General features: G+C 61.2%; 12 protein-coding genes. 5 read left to right on the plus strand and 7 right to left on the minus strand.

The features are described 5' to 3' along the window. Positions 1-142: 142 nt before the first annotated feature. The 7 genes from tssH to tssB all read right to left on the minus strand — a co-directional run bounded on the left by tssH (position 143) and on the right by tssB (position 9,306). A complete protein-coding gene (gene tssH / locus FHK92_RS22735) occupies positions 143-2,806 on the minus strand; it encodes a type VI secretion system ATPase TssH (RefSeq protein ID WP_181290086.1) in 2,664 nt (887 codons plus the stop codon). Between the two features lie 144 nt (positions 2,807-2,950). Next, a complete protein-coding gene (locus FHK92_RS22740) occupies positions 2,951-3,442 on the minus strand; it encodes an Hcp family type VI secretion system effector (protein WP_030138671.1) in 492 nt (163 codons plus the stop codon). A gap of 13 nt (positions 3,443-3,455) precedes the next feature. Continuing rightward, positions 3,456-5,180 (minus strand): OmpA family protein, encoded by a 1,725-nt coding sequence (locus tag FHK92_RS22745; protein ID WP_181290087.1) that lies wholly within the window; start codon positions 5,178-5,180, stop codon positions 3,456-3,458. A gap of 8 nt (positions 5,181-5,188) precedes the next feature. Continuing rightward, positions 5,189-5,857 (minus strand): type VI secretion system protein TssL, short form, encoded by a 669-nt coding sequence (gene tssL, locus FHK92_RS22750; RefSeq protein WP_181290088.1) that lies wholly within the window; start codon positions 5,855-5,857, stop codon positions 5,189-5,191. After that, positions 5,854-7,206 (minus strand): type VI secretion system baseplate subunit TssK, encoded by a 1,353-nt coding sequence (tssK, locus tag FHK92_RS22755; protein WP_181290089.1) that lies wholly within the window; start codon positions 7,204-7,206, stop codon positions 5,854-5,856. Before tssK ends, tssL begins: the two co-directional genes overlap by 4 nt. 23 nt (positions 7,207-7,229) lie before the next feature. Further along, the gene (gene tssC, locus FHK92_RS22760) at positions 7,230-8,765 is read right to left on the minus strand and encodes a type VI secretion system contractile sheath large subunit (protein WP_181290090.1); all 1,536 of its coding nucleotides are present in this window, start codon (positions 8,763-8,765) and stop codon (positions 7,230-7,232) included. A 37-nt stretch (positions 8,766-8,802) separates the two neighbouring features. Continuing rightward, positions 8,803-9,306 carry a type VI secretion system contractile sheath small subunit gene (gene tssB, locus FHK92_RS22765; protein WP_181290091.1) on the minus strand — a complete coding sequence of 168 codons (504 nt, stop codon included), beginning with the start codon at positions 9,304-9,306 and terminating at the stop codon, positions 8,803-8,805. A gap of 524 nt (positions 9,307-9,830) precedes the next feature. Between tssB and FHK92_RS22770 the strand changes: the two genes are divergently transcribed. The 5 genes from FHK92_RS22770 (at position 9,831) to FHK92_RS22790 (ending at position 18,145) form a co-directional block, all read left to right on the plus strand. Continuing rightward, a complete protein-coding gene (locus FHK92_RS22770) occupies positions 9,831-10,592 on the plus strand; it encodes a substrate-binding periplasmic protein (RefSeq protein WP_181290092.1) in 762 nt (253 codons plus the stop codon). Positions 10,593-10,781: 189 nt separating this feature from the next. After that, positions 10,782-12,035 carry a multidrug efflux RND transporter periplasmic adaptor subunit MexE gene (mexE, locus tag FHK92_RS22775; RefSeq protein ID WP_181290093.1) on the plus strand — a complete coding sequence of 418 codons (1,254 nt, stop codon included), beginning with the start codon at positions 10,782-10,784 and terminating at the stop codon, positions 12,033-12,035. A gap of 15 nt (positions 12,036-12,050) precedes the next feature. Continuing rightward, positions 12,051-15,230 (plus strand): efflux RND transporter permease subunit, encoded by a 3,180-nt coding sequence (locus FHK92_RS22780; RefSeq protein WP_181290094.1) that lies wholly within the window; start codon positions 12,051-12,053, stop codon positions 15,228-15,230. Further along, a complete protein-coding gene (locus tag FHK92_RS22785) occupies positions 15,227-16,651 on the plus strand; it encodes an efflux transporter outer membrane subunit (RefSeq protein WP_181290095.1) in 1,425 nt (474 codons plus the stop codon). The genes FHK92_RS22780 and FHK92_RS22785 overlap by 4 nt, the downstream gene beginning before the upstream one ends. A gap of 438 nt (positions 16,652-17,089) precedes the next feature. Then, positions 17,090-18,145 (plus strand): HEAT repeat domain-containing protein, encoded by a 1,056-nt coding sequence (locus FHK92_RS22790; protein WP_181290096.1) that lies wholly within the window; start codon positions 17,090-17,092, stop codon positions 18,143-18,145. Positions 18,146-18,151 lie beyond the last annotated feature (6 nt).

Raw genomic sequence — 18,151 nt, forward strand, 5'->3', positions numbered from 1 at the left:
ATGCAGGTGAATTCGATGCGATAGAGGTAGGGACGACTCAGGTGCTCCTCGCCGACGAACGCGAGGACGTCGAGGTGGGCGTCGAGGCCGGAGATTCGCAGGGTGTGGCGGCTATGGTCGAAGAAGGTCGGCATGGGCATGTTCATTGCGCAGGCTCCATGACCACAGTCTCGGCGGCGTCCGCACCATCGACGAAGCTCAGGGTAATCCCCTCTTCCTGGCAATAACCCAGGTGCACCCCGCGCGTGCGCAACTGCGCGGCCCGACGTTGCAGCAATTGTTGGCTCAGCACCGGCAGGATCTGTTCGTTGAGCAGGCTGTCGACGTTGCGCGCCCCGGTGTCGGGCAGCAGGCAAGCGGCGACCATGGCCTCGCTCAGGGCGTCATCGATCTCACAGTCCAAGCCGTAGTGGCGTTGCAAACGCTTGGCCACCTGGTCGAGCTTGATGGCGACGATGCATTGCAGGGCGTCGACGTTCAGCGGGCGATAGATGAGGGTCTGGAAACGCGCCAGCAGGGCCGGCTGGAAGTGTTCGCGCAGGATCGGTCGCATACGCTCATGCAGCGTGCTGTCCGGAGCGTCGGGTTGCTCCAGCAGACAGTCTTGCAATGTGTCGCTGCCCAGGTTGGAGGTCATGAGGATGACGGTGTTGCGAAAGTCGATCTCGCGCCCTTCCCCGTCACGCATGAAACCGCGATCGAAAACCTGGTAGAACAGGTTGAGCACGTCGTGATGGGCTTTTTCCACCTCGTCGAGCAGCACGACGCTGTAGGGCCGTTGGCGCACGGCTTCGGTCAGCACGCCGCCCTGCCCATACCCCACGTAACCGGGCGGCGAGCCTTTTAGCTGGCTGACGGTGTGGGCTTCCTGATATTCGGAAAGGTTGAGCGTGATGAGCGCTTTTTCTCCGCCGAACAGGCTATCGGCCAAGGCCAGGGCGGTTTCGGTCTTGCCAACCCCGCTGGTACCCACCAACAGGAAGACGCCCAGGGGCCCCTTGTCATCGGTGAGCCCTGTCTTGGCCGCCCGCAGACGCTGGGCCAGCGCGTTGAGTGCCGGGGCCTGGCCGATGACGCGCTCGGCCAATTGTTGTTCCAGCTCCAGCAGGTTGGTTTGTTCATCCTTGAGCAGGCTGCTCAGGGGCACACCGGTCCAATCGGCGATCACTTCGGCCACGCTGCGGGCATCGACGTCCAGGAACAGCAACGGATGTTTGCCCTGGATTGCATCCAGTTGTCGCTGCAACCGCGCGCACTCGGCCCGTTGCATGGGCTCTGCCTCGCGAGCGTCGAGCAACTGCTGGGACAATTCGAGCACTTGGCTGTATTGACGCTCCACCTCGACCCGAGCGAGTTCCAACTCGGCGTGTTGCGCGGCGATTTGCACCAGCCGTTCGGTGCCGATGCTACCGCCCAAGTCTTGATCCGCATCCAGCGCCTGGCGCTCCAGTTCCAGGGCGATTTGCCGCGCCTTGATCCGGACCAGCGCCTGGGGTTCGCAATCGACGCTCATGCGCACCCGAGCGCTGGCGGTGTCCAGCAGGTCGACGGCTTTGTCCGGCAACTGGCGGCCCGTGAGGTAACGCCGCGACAGGCTGACGGCAGCCTGCACCGCCGCGTCCTGGATGTGCACGCCGTGGTGGCTGGCGTACCGGGCCTTGAGGCCGCGCAACATCAGGCAGGCGTTGGCGTCATCCGGCTCGTCGACCTTGACCTGCTGGAAGCGTCGCTCCAATGCCGCATCTCGTTCGAAATATTGTTTGTACTCACTCCAAGTGGTGGCGGCGATGGTGCGCAACTCACCACGGGCCAAGGCGGGCTTGAGCAGGTTTGCCGCATCCGCACCCCCTGCCTGGTTGCCGGCGCCGATCAGCGTGTGGGCTTCGTCGATGAACAACAGGATCGGGATTTCGGCGTGCTGCACCGCGTCGATCACATTCTTGAGGCGCTGCTCGAATTCGCCCTTGACCCCGGCGCCGGCCTGCAACAACCCCAAGTCCAGCGCGCGCACGCTGACCGACTTGAGGCTATCGGGCACGTTGCCCTGGGCGATGCGCAGCGCCAGCCCTTCGACCAGCGCGGTCTTGCCCACGCCGGGCTCGCCGACCAGGATCGGATTGTTCTTGCGTCGGCGACTGAGGATGTCGATGACCTGGCGTATTTCGTCGTCGCGACCGAACACCGGGTCGATCAGCCCTTCCCCTGCCCGGGCAGTGAGATCCTGGGTGAACCTGTCCAGCAGCGCCCGCCGTGCATCGGGCTTCGCGGCAGCGCCGGAGTCGGGCTCGCTCAATGCCCCGTCCGTCGCATTGACAACGAGCGCCTGCACATCGGGACGCTCTTCGGAGATCTGGTCCAGCAACCCGGATAACCGCTGCAGTTGCGGCTCGCCAAGGCTCAGCAACGGCCAGGCCGCCTCGCAGGCCAGCAGGCCGGGCGCGTCCATCAGCGCCCCCAACAGATGGGCGGAGCGCAGCCGGTCGTTGTCGTCATCCAGCGAGGCGCGCAGCCAGGCATTCTTGATCAGTTGCTGCAGCGCCTCCGACAATTGTGGCTTGGCCTGGACGCTGCGCGGCAGGTTATCGAGGTGGCTGAGCAAGCCACACCAAAGCGCCTCAAGGTCCAATTCGTGACGGCGCGCGATGACGGTCAGGTCGCCCTCGCCCTGCCCCAACAATTTGAGCAACCAGTGCTCGATGGTGATGTGCGCATGGGCGCGGCTCTGGCACAGCGACGCCGCGTCGCTCAGGGCTTGGGCGCAATAGGGGTTCAGACGACGAAGCAGACGCGTGGGGCTCTGTACCATGGGTGGCATCCTTGTGCGGGTTCAGTAGAGGTCGGGCGAGCGCTGGACAAAAAGCGGATGTGCTTGGCTGAACGCCCGCGAACGGACGCTCAACCCAGCACACCGGCAATCGACAGGCGCAGGCGGCCTGTCGATGCCCGCGCGTCAGGCGCTTTGGCGCTCGCTCCAGGAATCGGAATGGATGATGTTGCCGTCCTTGTAGGTCCAGGTGACCTTCTCGTAGCGCAACTCAATCTGTTCCAGGTGGTTGTGTTTCTCCTTGGTCGGATCCTTGACGTCGTGCATTTTCGGCGCGACCTTCACCACCTTGACGTTCTCCAGCTTGGTGATGAAGTACTCGACTTCCTGCCCGGCATCATCGATGCGGTACCACTTGAACTCGGCGCTCTTGAGGGTCTGGCCGGTGGTCACGGCCTTGTAGAGGTAGGGACTGGAAGCGTCGATTTCCTTGGAAAACAGGAACGGCGTGTGAACCCGCGCGCCAGTCAGCTTGCCGGTGCTGTTGTCGGTCGGGATGTACAGGCTGTGGTCCTGAGCGATGACTTCAATGCTGCCCTCGCGCTTTTGCACGTCCACCGAACCCTTGATCTCTGCGCCGCCGTCATCTTGCAGCCAGAGGTAAACGGGAATTGCCATGTGAAGCTCCTTTTCATAGATTGTCGCGGGATGCGACGGGGGGTTTGCTGTCCGGCCCTGTCGTGGGGAATGCGCAAGCGCCCACCTCAGGTACCAGACGGATATCGACGCGACGGTTGGCTGCGCGCCCCGCCTCGGTGTCATTGCCGGCAATCGGTTGGCTGGCGCCGAACCCCTGCACGGCAAAACAGCTGTCGGGAATGCCGCCCACATGCAGCATCCATTCATGCACGGCGGCAGCACGCTCCCGGGACAACCGCAGGTTCTGCGCGGCATCGCCCGTGGCATCGGTGTGCCCGGCGATGACGATCAACCAGCCGGGTTGGGCCTTGATCCCGACCAGCGCATTGATCAGCACCCTGGTGGAGTCCGGCTTGAGCCGCGCGCTGCCCGGACTGAACAGCGACAAACTGTCCAGCCTCACCGGTTCGGAAGCCGGCAAAGCCATGGGCCCGGACATCGCCTGACGATGTGAAAGCGCCGCCAGCAACGGCTCACGCAAAGGGGCGCCGCGATACAGCCCCAGGCCCAACGACAGGGGCTCGCCATGTCGGTGATAGGTGTCCAGGCGATGCGCGGCTTCACCGAGGACGGCCTCGGCTTCCTGTCGCCGATGGGATGTTCCTTGCAGTGGCGACTCCACAGCCAGGAGCGGCGCATAACGACGCAGGTCGTCAGTGACCTGGCGCACCAGCAAGGTGTTCTGCCACGCCGAACTGACCAGGGCGACCACGCCGGCGAGCCCGAACATCCATATCGCGAGGATGCCGGCACGCTGTCGAGACGTGCGCTGGGCACGCAATGGAATCAGGCTCAGCACAGGATCCGGAAACGGCAACACCGCCTTCGTGATAGCTCGCCTGGGGTCGGCCAGCGCCACCTTGTCGCGTAGCCACTGCTCCCAGAGATTCCCTTCCACAGCTTCAGTCAACGCCGGTACCGGCCTGACTGCCCAGCACACCGCCGAGCCTCGATCAGCGCCGCCAGCACGGGCATTGAAGTGCGGCAGCACCCTCTCCTGCAGCCATTGCACCGCGCTGTTCAACTGCACGCCGGCCTGCATCCGCATCGCCCGTAAGGATGAGTCGGTGGGCTGCTGCAGCCAGTCGGCCAGATCGACGCTGGCTCCGGCATCAAGAACGCGAGGACTCGACTGACCACCCGTCCAACAGAACCACGGAGTCTCCCCCCGCGGTGCATGGAAATAGCTCACCATCGTCAGCGGCATTGACGCACCCTGACCCGCCAGGGTGGCTTGATGACGAAACGTCCGTATCCGCCCCGCCAGTTCAGCTTCATCACTGTGTGCCGCCGGGTTGATGATGAACATGACACTGAGCTGGGCGCTCCATCCCGGACGCAAGGCCAGGATGCTCTCGGTCACGTTGGGGAGCTGATCGAGCGCCGGTACGCGTAGATAACAACCTTGATGCGTCACCCGTACGGCCAACTCAAGTTCGGGAATGCTGCCGAACAAACCGTCCAGGCCATCGCCGCAGACCAGCACCACTGGCCGACGAAACGAGGCTGGGGGAACGGACCCGTTGGCGGCGAGTTTCACCGATTCGCGCAAACGGGCGACACGCCGGTTGACCACGACCCAACCCACCGCCGTGACGCTCACCATACCCAGCATGACAACCACGCGTATCCATGTGGCAAGCGGGACCATGAGCAGCAACGCCAGGACAAGGATTCCCGCCCATAGCCAAAGGACTCGTTGCAACTGAATTGTCATAAGGCCCCTCACGCCTGGCCGGGCATGAGGGAAGCAACCACGCCGGTCAGCCAGCGATCCATCATCAACCAGACGCCGGCGAGCAGTAGCGCCACCGCCATCCCGTGCGTCCAGCGGGATTGGGAACGGGCCAGGCGACCGCCCTTTCGGGTCACCAGGTTTGCGCTGATTTTCAAGGACGTGACCCGTGCTTCGAGGGCCTCCAACAGTTGCTCGCGCTCAGGATCGGCAAGATCCGCGTAACGACCTTTGAAACCCAGCATCAGGACTCGATGAAACACCGTCAGCACCCGCGGATCCGGTGACGGCTCGCGCAACACCAGGCGGATCTCCTCGTAGAGGAACTCACCGGCCTGATGCCGATTGAACAACTTGGCCTGCAGCGGTTCACGGGTCCATTCAGTCCGTACCGCGTCCTTGGTGCAGAGGAGCACCGCCTCATCCAGCAGTGCGCATTGGGCGTGGTTGATGTGCTCGATGTCCCGCGGATCCATGGCGATCTGTTCGAGCTGCTCGCGAACCTGCTCGACCTGGTTCAGGCAAAGCTGTTGCAGAGCCTGGGTGTCCGGCACCGACAGGCCCTGGCGTAGCTGGACCACAAGCAAATAGCTGTCCTGGAGCAAGGCGTCGATATCCGTCGTCAGTGCGCCTGGTTTTTTCGAGAAATTCAGAGTCATGTGCGTAGCACCGCAAACAGTTCAAGTTGTACTTGCGACAAGGTGCTGGGCACGTAGCAAGCGAAAGTCCCCGAAGTCAGCATGGCTTGGCCCTTGGGATGGCCAAGGTCGAGGGCGAAGTATTGGTTTTCCAGGCGCAGCGGGATGGCCGCCGGCACGTGGTTGAGGGGTTTCAGCGGGACGCCATCGAGCGCCGCATTGATCAGCTCGTCGACATCCGCCGGCGCGCCGATTTTGCACAGGCGAGGAAACTGATCCTGAAGCTGTGCCGCCGGTAACTGGCAGCGCACCGACAAGTAGAAGTCAGCCCCGTCGGGCTCACGAAGCCGAGCATCGTTGAGCGTCACTTGCCAGCGATTGGCGCTGTGCTCCAGCGTCAGGGCGATGACACGCGACGGCAGGCTGGCTTCCAGCAACGTCGCAATACAGCGCATCAGCGGCGGGAACACCGTTTCCAGGTGTTCATGGCGATAGGCTGGGATCTTGTCGATGTCGTGTTCCAGCGAAAACGTCAGCAGGCTGCCGGCCAGCTTGGCCAGTTCCAGGTAGACCTGCTCGGGGTGGCGTTGGGGATATGCCTTGAGATCGGCCAGCACCGGCTGGTAGGTGTTCAAGGCATTGAGCAACCAGAACAACGACACATCGGCGACGGCGAAATCGGCCATGCGCTGGTTGCTTTCACGACGCATGCCCATGAGGCGCTGTCGCTTCGCAGACAGCTGCCTCAACAGATTGTCCAGCTGGACCAGGAGCCCCGGGTGCGCTGCAAAACTGATCAGCGGTGGCACATAGGTCGGATCAAGACTCCACCTGCCCTGACCCTCGCGCACCAGGCGCGCGATGGGACAGGTCAGGTAATCGCCGTTGTCATCCTTGTCCAGGCGCAGCGTCAGCGCGTGTTCCAGCACGGCGATCGACTGGACTTCGTCTGCATACAGATCCTGAACCGGCCGCCAGTCCTGGCGGTAGCGGGTTGGCCGGTCAGCCCGCCCCTCCTGCATCAGGCAGTTGTTGCCATTGGCCTGCTCCAAGGGCAAGGCCAGCAGCACGAGCGCCTGCCGGTCGTCGTCGCTCATCAACCGTGACAACTCCAGCCCCGGCGGCAGGCGATCCACCCGTTCACTGTCGAGCAGGCTGCCGTCGGGCATGCGTACGCTCAAACGGGTAGCCTTGAGCTTGCCCAGGCGCAATGCATCGGCGTCGAACTCAACGGCCTTCACGCCCCAAGGGTGCGCCAAGGCCAGGCTCGCGAGCTGTTCGTTGACCCACGCTTCCCAGCGCGCTTGTTGCTGGAACTGTTGCGCAGACAATAGGGTGCCGGACGTCCACAAGGGACGATCGATTTTCATGGCGTCGTTTCCTCGGGGTTAAGTCAGGCTTTCGCCTTGGGCATTTGCGAAACCAGCGACAGGTTGACGTCCATGCCCTCGACCTGAAAATGCGGCACGGCGTACAACTTGACCCGGAAGAAACCAGGGTTGTCCTCGATGTCTTCCACCGTCACCTTGGCATCACGCAGGGGGTGCGAGGCCTGCAGGGCATCGCCGGGATCAGTCATTTCGGTCACCAGCCCGCCGATCCATTTATTGAGTTCCAACTCCAGCAAGCGACGGTCCTTGGTGGTCCCGATGTTTTCGCGCTGGATCAACTTCAGGTAATGGGCAATGCGCGAGAGCAGGAAGATATAGGGCAGGCGCGCATTGATGCGGCTGTTGGCGGTGGCATCCGGCGTGTCGTACAACGCAGGTTTCTGGGCCGAACTGGCGGAGAAGAAACAGGCGTAGTCGCGGTTCTTGTAATACGACAGGGGAATGAAACCGAGATTGGCGAATTCGAACTCGCGGGTTTCCGGGATCATCACCTCAGAAGGAATCTTGACCTGGTTGCCGGTACCCAGGTCATACAAGTGGATCGGCAGGTCCGTGACCGCGCCACCCGACTGGGGGCCGCGAATCTGCACGCACCAACCATTGGCGATAAAGCTCTTGACCATGTTGGCGGCAAACGCGAAGGACGCGTTGGTCCACAAGTACTTGTCGTGATCGGGGCCCTTGACGCTTTCAACGTAGTTGAAGCTGCGCACGGGAATCGTATCCGGCCCATAGGGCAAGCGCCCCAAGACCCGTGGCATGGTCAGGCCGACGTAACGCGCATCGTCACTGTCACGGAAGGCCTTCCACTTGATGTACTCGGCTCGATCGAAGTAATTGCCGATGTCCTTGATGGCGGCCACCTCTTCCATGGATTGCTTGCCGAAGAATGCCGGCCCCACCGAACCGATAAAGGGCATGTGCGCCGCCGCGGCCACTTTCGAGACATTGCGCAGCAAGGCGATGTCCTGCGGGCTGCGATCGAACTCGTAATTGGAAATGGCGGCGGCGATCGGCTCCCCGCCTGGCGTGTCGTATTCGCGGGTGTAGGTATGCAGGTACAAACCACTCTGGGCGATTTCGGGAGCATCTTCAAAATCCCGCACCAGGTCAGCCTTGCTGATATCCAGCAATTCGATGCGCACGTTCTGGCGGAAATCCGTCTGGTCGATCAAGGACTTTACGCCGCGCCAGGTTGATTCGACGCGTTGGAAGTCCGGGTGATGCATGACCGCATCGAGTTGACGGCTGATCTGCATGTCCAGCGAAGCGATATGCTCGTCGAGCAATACCTTGTCCAATCGCTCCACTTTTTGCGGTGAGTCCTTGAGCAACTTCAAGAACACACTGACAGCGGCAGTGACCCGCTCATCAACCGATGCCTCGGACAATGCCTCGGCGTGCTGGAAAGTTTCGATACTTCCCAGCTCAGCAACAGGATTCAAATTTATCTTGCTGAACAGAGCCGCATAAACACCCTTATCTTCAGCCAATACTGTAGCGCCGCGCGATTGCACGTTAGAACTTTCATTAGACATAGATGTAATTACTCTTCTGGCCTGCTGGCGAAATGAATTAGCGGATTTCTTTTGGCGCCAATGCCGCCAATTCAGTCCGGAGTTCATCACTGAGCGCATCATCCTGGAGGATGCGTTCCAACTCGTGACGGAAGGTCATGTTGTCCAGCAAATTCGACTTCAGGTCGCGCAACAGATTGCGCATGGCCAGCAATGCCCGTAGCTGAGGAATCTGGCGTGCCACTTGCTCCGGCTCAAAATCCTTCATCCGTTGAAAACTCAGTTCAACGGAAATATCCGCTTCATCATCTATCAACGTGTTGCGCGCAGCGAATGCGAGGCTGGGGGAGAATTCCTCAAGGACGTTGTCAACGTTGTTTTTATCGATATTGACCTTGCCCCTTTCCGATAAAGGGCGCTGCTCCTTGCCGTTACTGTAGTCCCCCATCACCATCAGCTTCAGCGGCAATTCAACTTTTTTCTGTGCGCCTCCGGTGTGTAGATCGAGTTTGATATTGACCCTGCTTTTGGGCACTTCATTTTGAAAACTGTATGACGCCATACTTCCTCCTTTGAAACGTGGTCAAGGCAATGATTTGCACATCGTCGTTGCTCTGCATCCTGCATCTACGCTTTTCGCTGTCTTAATGTAGCGACGAAATACAAGGCCGGATAGGCCAAATCCACCCATCTGAACAAAAAGGAAGAAGCTCACAAAAAGGAGGACGAGGCCCTACAGAAAAAACTTACAAAAAGGCAAAATTGACGGGAAATTACTCGAATAAATTATTTATGTAGGAAAAGAATGACAGACGAGAGATTAGGACAAACAGGACTTATGTTTGAAACATTCTTCGAGTCTCCGTTCTGTAAGCCAATCACAAAGTTCCAGGCTTTTGTCGGCCAAATGATCTATACCTTCAATGACACGCAGTCAGGCCGACGCAACAGATGACGTGTCCAGACGAAACGGGTGTGGCAACGCCTTTTGGGTGCGCTGCACCACATAAAATTGGCCTGCAGCACCTGTATGCGGCGCCGCGCCGTAGAATGGGCACATTATTTTTCAATGCCTGAAGTCCGACCATGACCCCGAGCAAGCGCGTTTCGAATCTGCCCATCAAAGCGCTATCCGGGCTTTGTCTATTGATACCGCTGTTGGTCATGACTCATGCGGGCGGTGAGCCGTTGGAGCTGGAGCTGCACATCCCCGATGCGCCTCCGCTGACATTCGTCGACGATCCCAGGGGCCACGGGATTGCTGGCGATGTCGCCGTGGCGGCCATGGCCAAGGCCGGCTACGCGGTCAAAATCCATGTATTGCCTTGGGCCCGTGCGCAAAAGCACGTCAGCGAGGAACATGACTACCTGATCACCCCTCTCTCGCGTATTCCCACGCGTGAGGATCGTTTTACTTGGATCGCTTCGATCATGCCCATGGAGCGCGCCTTCTTCAGCCTTGACCGTCGAGTGAACAGCTTCGCCCAAGCGAGAGAAACCTACCGCAAGATCGGGGTCGGCCTCGGCAGCGCGCAAGAGGATATCCTGCGGGCCGAGGGCTTCAGCGATGAACAGATCTATCCGCTGGCCATTGGCGACAACCCCGCTCAACTGCTGCTGATGGGGCGTATCGATGCCTGGTTCAACGGTGTTCCCGAGAGCCGCTATATCTGGCCGAAAGTGTCCAAGCGCAAATTGCTGATGAGTTCCGTTGGCAGCAGCGCCGACCTTTACCTCGCCTGTTCGAAGCAATGCTCGCCAAAAATCGTCGAAGACTTACGCAGCGCCGTGGAGATGCTGCGCAAAGAAGGCGAAATCAAGCGAATCCATGACATCTACCTGCCGTGACAGAGGACAACGCCAACCTGACGAGACATCAGCCAAATTGATAGCCTACTAACGAAAGCCCCGGACTAGAGGGCTCATCGATGGCTTATATCATTCCGAATGATAGTTACCTTTGTTTCATTCGATTCGTTCCTCTGCGCCTCGACACGCATCATCCGCCCATCTCAATACACTTGGCGGATGCTATCCATGGAACATTCACTTACTAAATTGCGCTTTCCCCTCGCACTGTTGGCGGTGCTGGTGATCAGCGCTTGTGGCAAGACCCCCGACACGGCAGCTTCCATGCCGGCGGCCAAAGTCAGTGTGGCCAAGGTACTGGAGCAGCCCGTCAACGAATGGGATGAGTTCACCGGACGCCTCGAAGCGCCGGAAACCGTCGAGATTCGTCCACGTGTCTCGGGGCAGATCGATGAAGTGGCCTTCACCGAAGGCTCGCTGGTCAAGAAAGGCGACCTGCTATTCCAGATCGACCCTCGTCCCTTCCAGGCTGAAGTGCGTCGTCTCGAAGCTCAACTGGCCCAGGCCCGCGCCACCGCAACTCGCAGCGAAAACGAGGCCCAGCGTGGTGAACGCTTGCGTTTGAGCAATGCGATTTCCGCCGAGTTGGCCGATTCGCGCACTACAGCGGCCCAGGAAGCCCGCGCCGCCGTCGCAGGCATCCAGGCGCAGTTGGACCTGGCAAAACTGAACCTGAGCTTTACCCGGGTCACCTCGCCCATCAACGGTCGTGTCAGCCGGGCGGAAATCACCGCCGGCAACCTGGTGACCGCCGACGTCACGCCGCTGACCAGCGTGGTGTCCACCGACAAGGTCTACGCCTACTTCGATGCCGACGAACGCGTCTTCCTCAAGTACACCCAACTCGCCCGCCAGGGCCAGCGCGGCCAGGCCACGCCGGTCTACATGGGCCTGTCCAACGAAGAGGGTAACCCGCACCTGGGCCAGATGAACTTCGTCGACAACCAGGTCAACCCGCAGACCGGCACCATCCGTGGTCGCGCGGTGTTCGACAACAAGGACGGCGCCTACACCCCTGGCCTCTACGCTCGGTTGAAACTGGTCGGCAGCGGCACCTATTCCGCCGTGCTGATCAACGACGAAGCCGTGGGCACCGACCTGGGCAAGAAATTCGTCCTGGTGATGGACGCCGAGAACAAGCCTGCGTACCGCGCCGTCGAGCTGGGGCCGAAGATCGAAGGCCTGCGCATCGTTCGCAACGGTTTGAACAAAGACGACACCATCATCGTCAAGGGGCTGCAACGGGCCCGTCCGGGTTCGCCGGTTACGCCTGAAACCGTGCCGATGGCCAGCGAGCAAACCCTCGCCGCCCTGGCACAACAACGCAAAGCGCTCGAAGCCAGCAACCTGCCACAAGTCGCGCCATCCAAGGCAGCGTCCAGTTCGGCAGGCAAACTGGCCTCTGCGTCCCCACGCGGCTAAGGGACTGAACTCAAGATGAAATTTTCCCAGTTCTTCATTTCGCGGCCGATCTTCGCAGCGGTGCTCTCGCTGTTGATCCTGATCGCCGGCGCCATCTCGCTGTTCCAATTGCCGATCAGCGAATACCCGGAAGTCGTGCCGCCGACCGTGGTCGTGCGTGCCAACTTCCCGGGCGCCAACCCCAAGGTCATCGGCGAAACCGTTGCCGCGCCCCTGGAGCAAGCCATCACCGGCGTCGAGAACATGCTGTACATGTCCTCGCAGTCGACTGCTGACGGCAAGATCACCCTGACCATCACCTTTGCCCTGGGCACCGACCTGGACAACGCCCAGGTGCAGGTGCAGAACCGCGTGACCCGCACCGAGCCCAAGTTGCCGGAGGAAGTGACCCGCATCGGCATCACGGTGGACAAGGCATCGCCCGACCTGACCATGGTCGTGCACTTGACCTCGCCGGACAAACGCTACGACATGCTCTACCTGTCCAACTACGCCTTGCTCAACATCAAGGATGAGCTGGCGCGCCTGGGTGGCGTGGGTGATGTACAACTGTTCGGCATGGGTGACTATTCCCTGCGGGTCTGGCTGGATCCGAACAAGACCGCTTCGCGCAACCTGACCGCCACCGACGTGGTCACGGCGATCCGTGAGCAGAACCGCCAGGTTGCCGCCGGTGCCCTGGGTGCGCCACCAGCACCTAACGCCACGGCGTTCCAGCTGTCGGTCAATACCCAGGGTCGCCTGGTAAACGAAGAAGAGTTCGAGAACATCATCATTCGTTCCGGCGCCAACGGTGAAATCACGCGCCTGAAGGACATCGCGCGGGTTGAGCTGGGCTCCAGCCAATACGCCCTGCGCTCGCTGCTGGACAATCAACCGGCAGTGGCAATCCCGATCTTCCAGCGGCCAGGCTCCAACGCCATCCAGATTTCCAACGATGTGCGCGAAAAGATGGAGGAGCTGAAGAAAGGCTTCCCGGCCGGCATGGACTACAGCATTGTCTATGACCCGACGATCTTCGTCCGGGGCTCCATCGAAGCGGTGGTCCACACGCTGTTCGAAGCGCTGATCCTCGTGGTGCTGGTGGTCATCCTGTTCCTGCAGACCTGGCGTGCCTCGATCATTCCGCTGGTGGCCGTACCGGTGTCGCTGATCGGTACCTTCGCGGTCATGCATTTATTCGGCTTCTCGTTGAACGCCTTGTCGCTGTTCGGCCTGGTACTGGCGATCGGTATCGTGGTGGACGACGCCATCGTGGTGGTGGAGAACGTCGAGCGAAACATCGAGTTGGGACTCACTCCTGTGGAGGCGACCAAGCGCGCCATGGGCGAAGTGACCGGCCCGATCATCGCCACCGCCCTGGTGCTGTGCGCGGTCTTCGTTCCGGCGGCCTTCATCAGTGGCTTGACCGGTCAGTTCTATAAGCAGTTCGCCCTGACCATTGCCATCTCCACAGTGATCTCGGCAGTCAACTCCTTGACCTTGTCGCCGGCCCTGGCCGCGGTGTTGCTCAAAGGTCATGACGCGCCCAAGGATCGTTTCTCCAAGTTCCTGGACAAGATCTTTGGTGGCTGGCTGTTCCGTCCGTTCAACCGTTTCTTCGAACGTGCCAGCCATGGCTACGTGGGCACGGTCGCTCGGGTGATCCGCAGCAGCGGCATCGCGCTGGTGCTCTACGCAGGCTTGATGGTGCTGACCTTCTTCGGTTTCTCCACCACGCCGACCGGATTCGTACCCGGCCAGGACAAGCAATACCTGGTGGCCTTCGCCCAACTGCCGGACGCCGCGAGCCTGGACCGCACCGAAGACGTGATCAAGCGCATGTCGGACCTGGCCCTCAAGCAGCCTGGCGTTGAGAGTGCGGTGGCCTTCCCCGGCCTGTCGATCAACGGTTTCACCAACAGCCCGAACGCCGGCATCGTGTTCGTGACTCTCAAGCCCTTCGACGAGCGCAAGGACCCGAGCATGTCGGCTGGCGCCATCGCCGGCGCATTGAACGGCAAATATTCGGAGATCCAGGAAGCCTACATGGCGATCTTCCCGCCGCCGCCAGTACAGGGGCTGGGCACGATCGGTGGTTTCCGCCTGCAAATCGAAGACCGGGGCAACCTGGGCTACGACGAGCTGTACAAAGAAACCATGAACATCATCACCAAGAGCCGCAGCGTGCCGGAACTGGCCGGTTTGTTCACCAGCTACACCGTGAACGTGCCGCAGGTCGATGCCGCCATCGACCGTGAAAAAGCCAAGACCCACGGCGTGGCCGTCAGCGACATCTTCGACACCCTGCAGATCTACCTGGGTTCGCTGTATGCCAACGACTTCAACCGCTTTGGCCGCACCTATCAGGTCAACGTCCAGGCCGAGCAACAGTTCCGCCTCGAATCGGACCAGATCGGCCAGCTCAAGGTGCGCAACAACCGTGGCGAGATGATCCCGCTGGCGACCTTCATCAAGGTCAGCGACACCTCGGGACCCGACCGTGTGATGCACTACAACGGCTTCATCACCGCCGAGATCAACGGTGCCGCCGCCCCGGGCTACAGCTCCGGCCAGGCCGAGAAAGCCATCGAGAAACTGCTCAAGGACGAACTGCCCAACGGCATGACGTATGAGTGGACCGACCTGACCTACCAGCAGATCCTCTCGGGCAACACCGCACTGTTCGTGTTCCCGCTCTGCGTATTGCTGGCGTTCCTGGTGCTCGCCGCGCAATACGAAAGCTGGAGCCTGCCGTTGGCGGTGATCCTGATCGTACCGATGACCCTGCTGTCGGCGATTACCGGGGTGATTCTGTCCGGTGGCGACAACAACATCTTCACCCAGATCGGCTTGATCGTACTTGTAGGACTTGCCTGTAAGAACGCGATCCTCATCGTCGAGTTCGCCAAGGATAAACAGCTCGAAGGCCTGAACCCGCTGGCAGCCGTACTGGAAGCTTGCCGCCTGCGTCTGCGGCCGATCCTGATGACGTCGTTCGCTTTCATCATGGGCGTGGTGCCCCTGGTGTTCTCCAGCGGCGCCGGTGCCGAAATGCGCCACGCCATGGGTGTCGCGGTGTTCTCGGGGATGCTCGGCGTAACCTTCTTCGGGCTGCTGCTCACCCCAGTGTTCTACGTATTGATCCGTAACTTCGTCGAGCGCAGCGAGGCCCGCAAAGCGGCCCGTGCCTTGAAACTGGAGGCGCAACAATGAGTGTGAAAGCGTTCCTGCCGAGCCTGTTGGTATTGGCGTTAAGCGCCTGTGCCGTGGGCCCGGACTACAAGGCGCCGCAAACGGAGGCGGCGAACATCACCACCGCCACCGACGGCGCCGCCGGCCAGAAGAACTTCGACCGCGCCCGCTTCGAAGGCATCTGGTGGCAGCAATTCGACGACCCGACCCTCAATGCGTTGGTGACCCGATCCCTGGAAGGTAACCGTGAGTTGCGCGTGGCCTTCGCACGCCTGCGGGCCGCCCGGGCGATTCGCGACGACGCCAGCAACGACGTCATGCCGACCATTACCAGCCGCGCCAGCAGCGAACTGGGCAAAGGCCAGAATCCAATGGGGCAGACCGACGACCGGGTCAACTCCGAGCGTTATGACCTGGGCCTGGACATGGCCTGGGAACTGGATCTGTTCGGACGCATCCGGCGCAACCTGGAAGCGACCGATGCCGACCAGCAGGCCGCCGAGGCCGACCTCTATCAACTGCAGGTGACCATGATCGCCGAGCTGGTGGACGCCTACGGCCAACTGCGCGGCGCGCAGCTGCGGGAAAAAATCGCCCTGGCGAACCTGCAGAACCAGCAGGAATCGCGCAAGATCACCGAAAGCCTGCGCGAAGCCGGCGTCGGCGATCAGCTCGATGTGGTACGCGCCGATGCCCGCCTGGCCGCAGTGGAAGCCAGCGTGCCGCAATTGCAGGCCGAACAGGCCCGCCAACGCAACCGCATCGCGACCTTGCTCGGCGAGCGTCCGGACAAGTTGACAGTGGATTTGAGCCCTAAACAGTTGCCGGCCATTGCGAAAGCTCTGCCCATTGGCGATCCGGGACAATTGCTGCAACGCCGTCCCGACGTCCTCAGCGCCGAGCGTCAACTGGCCGCGGCCACGGCGCGCATCGGTGTAGCCAAGGCCGACCTGTTCCCACGGGTCAGCCTGAGCGGTTTCCTCGGCTTTACCGCCGGGCGTGGCTCGCAGATCGGTTCTTCAGCGGCCAATGCCTGGGCGCTGGGCCCGAGCATTACCTGGGCTGCTTTCGACCTGGGCAGCGTGCGGGCTCGCTTGCGCGGTGCCAGCGCCGAAGCGGATGGCGCCCTGGCGAATTATGAACAGCAAGTGCTGCTGGCCCTGGAAGAGTCGGAAAACGCCTTCAGCGACTATGGCAAACGCCAACAGCGCCTGATCTCGCTGATCCGCCAGAGCGAATCGAGCCGCGCCGCCGCCGACCTGGCCGAGATTCGCTACCGCGAAGGCACCGAGGACTTCCTCGTGCTGCTCGACGCCCAACGTGAACGCCTGGCCGCCGAAGACAGCCAGGCCCAGGCCGAAGTGGACCTGTATCGCGGCATCGTCGCGATCTACAAGGCCCTGGGCGGCGGCTGGCAACCGGAAACCGTCGCCAGCAATTGATAGCCCCCTTCCCAACCGAGCTCCTTTGGTTGGCCGCAACCAACCAATTGTTTGCCCCGCGCCTCATTCGGACGCGGGGCTTTTTTTGTCTGCTGACCGGGTTCCATTGTGGGAGCTCCCACAAGGGCATGTGCCTGGCCAGTGCCAAACATGTTCCAGCCACCCCAACTCCGTGGCGAGGGAGCTTGCTCCCGCTTGGCTGCGAAGCGCCCACAAATAGGGGTCTGCTACGCAGCCCAGCGGGAGCAAGCTCCCTCGCCACAAACGCGCTTAGCGGCGTGTCAGTCGATATCAACCTCGTCGATCCGACGCCATCGTCGTATCACCGCCCGCAGCAAGCTCGCTCACACGAGGCGAACTCAGATACAAGGGTTTGACTCAAGCCCTCACCTGACCGAAGCTTGCGACATTTCGCGCTTCTGGTTATGGATTACCTGCATGTCTTCGTCTCGCCGCTATGTGCTTCTCAGTCTTGCCGTTGTATTGGCGATCGGTCTCGTCGCGATATGGCTGCGCAACACCACGCCGCAGATCCCCGAGGCCATCAAGCGCGGCTACAGCGAAGCCCTGGAACACGCACGCAACGGCCAGCCTGGTGCCGCGAGAATGTTGTATCAGCAATTGGGACGGCCGGACTTGTCGCCCAAGCGCCGTGTCTGGCTGCATGCGGAATTGCCCAACTATCCAAGCCCCCAAGCCTTGAAACTGGCCCAGACGGATCTGCTAAGCGAATCGCCGGATGTGCGGCGCGCGGCCATCGGCAGCATCGTCGGGCTGGTGCCGAACGCCCAGCGCAGCCTGTTGCTCGGCCCGCTCCTGGATGACAACGAGCCGGACGTCCGATTCGCCGCCGTGAATGCACTGCTGGGTCTGTCGCCTGACGAGCTGGGCCTGTATTTCGGAGCGATGCAAATCGCCGTCGATACCTGGAAGCAGGTGCTGAATGACGCTCCGCCCACCCCCGAATCCCTCTATCAGCTCGCCCGGCTGTATGCGCATAACGCCGAGCTGAAAAAAGCCCAGCAGGCGCTGGAACAGGTACTGAAGCTACAACCGGGCAACCTGCCGGCGCTCGTCATGCAGGTCGATGTGCTGGACAAGCAAGGCCAGGGGGAAGCCGCACGCCAGTTGCTCGCCCGGGAGTTGCAAACCCAACCCGCGTCGGCCTACCTGCAACATGCGCTGGGCATGTGGCTGCTGCAGCACGGCCAAAGTGAGTATGCAGTGCTAGGCTTGGCAAAAGCCGTGGAGCTGGAGCCTGATAACAGGCAATACCGCTACGATCTCGCGACCACCCTGCATGCCGAGCAGGAGGTGGAAGCCGCGCAGAAACAGCTACAGGAAATCGTCCAGCGCTACCCCGCCGACCGCAACGCGCGGGTGTTGCTGATCAATTACTGGAAGGAAACCGGTCAGTTGCAGCACGTCCAGGTCCTGTTGGCTCAACTGGAGCAGTTGAACCCCGACGACCCGGCGATACAACAGGGTTTGTAAGCCAAT

Source organism: Pseudomonas brassicacearum subsp. neoaurantiaca (genome assembly GCF_013608025.1).
Classification (GTDB): domain Bacteria; phylum Pseudomonadota; class Gammaproteobacteria; order Pseudomonadales; family Pseudomonadaceae; genus Aquipseudomonas.

Bases quoted from the DNA above. Each gene is read 5' to 3' on its own strand.
- tssK (WP_181290089.1), bottom strand. From the start codon at position 7,206: ATGAAAATCGATCGTCCCTTGTGGACGTCCGGCACCCTATTGTCTGCG.
- tssH (WP_181290086.1), bottom strand. From the start codon at position 2,806: ATGGTACAGAGCCCCACGCGTCTGCTTCGTCGTCTGAACCCCTATTGC.
- FHK92_RS22785 (WP_181290095.1), top strand. From the start codon at position 15,227: ATGAGTGTGAAAGCGTTCCTGCCGAGCCTGTTGGTATTGGCGTTAAGC.
- FHK92_RS22745 (WP_181290087.1), bottom strand. From the start codon at position 5,180: ATGACAATTCAGTTGCAACGAGTCCTTTGGCTATGGGCGGGAATCCTT.
- FHK92_RS22770 (WP_181290092.1), top strand. From the start codon at position 9,831: ATGACCCCGAGCAAGCGCGTTTCGAATCTGCCCATCAAAGCGCTATCC.
- tssB (WP_181290091.1), bottom strand. From the start codon at position 9,306: ATGGCGTCATACAGTTTTCAAAATGAAGTGCCCAAAAGCAGGGTCAAT.
- mexE (WP_181290093.1), top strand. From the start codon at position 10,782: ATGGAACATTCACTTACTAAATTGCGCTTTCCCCTCGCACTGTTGGCG.
- FHK92_RS22790 (WP_181290096.1), top strand. From the start codon at position 17,090: ATGTCTTCGTCTCGCCGCTATGTGCTTCTCAGTCTTGCCGTTGTATTG.
- tssC (WP_181290090.1), bottom strand. From the start codon at position 8,765: ATGTCTAATGAAAGTTCTAACGTGCAATCGCGCGGCGCTACAGTATTG.
- FHK92_RS22740 (WP_030138671.1), bottom strand. From the start codon at position 3,442: ATGGCAATTCCCGTTTACCTCTGGCTGCAAGATGACGGCGGCGCAGAG.
- tssL (WP_181290088.1), bottom strand. From the start codon at position 5,857: ATGACTCTGAATTTCTCGAAAAAACCAGGCGCACTGACGACGGATATC.
- FHK92_RS22780 (WP_181290094.1), top strand. From the start codon at position 12,051: ATGAAATTTTCCCAGTTCTTCATTTCGCGGCCGATCTTCGCAGCGGTG.